General features: G+C 61.6%; 1 protein-coding gene. It reads left to right on the plus strand.

Annotated elements, in window-relative coordinates:
- Positions 1-1158, plus strand: a 1158-nt coding sequence (sufB, locus tag AKL29_RS24945; protein WP_063779943.1) for a Fe-S cluster assembly protein SufB, incomplete at both ends; no start/stop codon positions are given.

The following is a 1158-nucleotide window of genomic DNA, read 5'->3' on the forward strand; positions in this document are numbered from 1 at the left end:
AGAGACGGTCGAGCGCGTCCGGCGCATCGACGTCGACCAGTATCGATATGGGTTTGAGACGCTGATCGAGTCCGAGAAGGCCCCGAAGGGGCTGTCGGAAGACACCGTCCGCTTCATCTCCGCAAAGAAGAACGAACCGGCCTGGATGCTGGAATGGCGCCTGGAGGCGTATCGCCGCTGGCTGACCATGACCGAGCCGACCTGGGCGCGCGTCGACTATCCGAAGATCGACTACCAGGACATCTACTACTACGCGGCGCCGAAGCCGAAGAAGACGCTGTCCTCGATCGACGAGATCGATCCGGAAATCCTCAAGACCTACGAGAAGCTCGGCATTCCCTTGCGCGAGGTCGCGATCCTCGAGGGCGTCGAGCCGCCGCCCGGTGGTGAGCAGACGCCGAACCGCAAGATCGCGGTCGACGCCGTGTTCGACTCGGTTTCGGTTGCGACTACCTTCCAGAAGGAGCTGAAGGCGGCCGGCGTGATCTTCATGCCGATCTCGGAGGCGATCCGCGAGCATCCCGAGCTGGTGCAGAAATATCTCGGCACCGTGGTGCCGACCTCGGACAATTACTTCGCGACATTGAATTCGGCTGTGTTCTCCGACGGCTCGTTCGTCTACGTGCCGCCGGGCGTGCGCTGCCCGATGGAGCTGTCGACCTATTTCCGCATCAACGAGCGCAACACCGGCCAGTTCGAGCGCACGCTGATCATCGCCGACAAGGGCTCCTACGTCTCCTATCTCGAGGGCTGCACCGCGCCGCAGCGCGACGAGAACCAGCTGCACGCCGCCGTGGTCGAGCTCGTCACACTCGACGATGCCGAGATCAAATATTCGACGGTGCAGAACTGGTACCCGGGCAATTCGGAAGGCAAGGGCGGCATCTACAATTTCGTCACCAAGCGTGGCGACTGCCGTGGTCGTAATTCGAAGATCTCCTGGACCCAGGTCGAGACCGGTTCGGCGATCACCTGGAAATATCCGAGCTGCATCCTGCGCGGCGACAATTCGAGCGGCGAGTTCTACTCGATCGCGATCTCGAACGGTTTCCAGCAGGTCGATAGCGGCACCAAGATGATCCATCTCGGCAAGAACACGTCGAGCCGGATCATCTCCAAGGGCATCGCCGCCGGCAAGTCGCAGAACACCTATCGCGG

Source organism: Bradyrhizobium pachyrhizi, from assembly GCF_001189245.1.
In the GTDB taxonomy this organism is placed as follows: domain Bacteria; phylum Pseudomonadota; class Alphaproteobacteria; order Rhizobiales; family Xanthobacteraceae; genus Bradyrhizobium; species Bradyrhizobium pachyrhizi.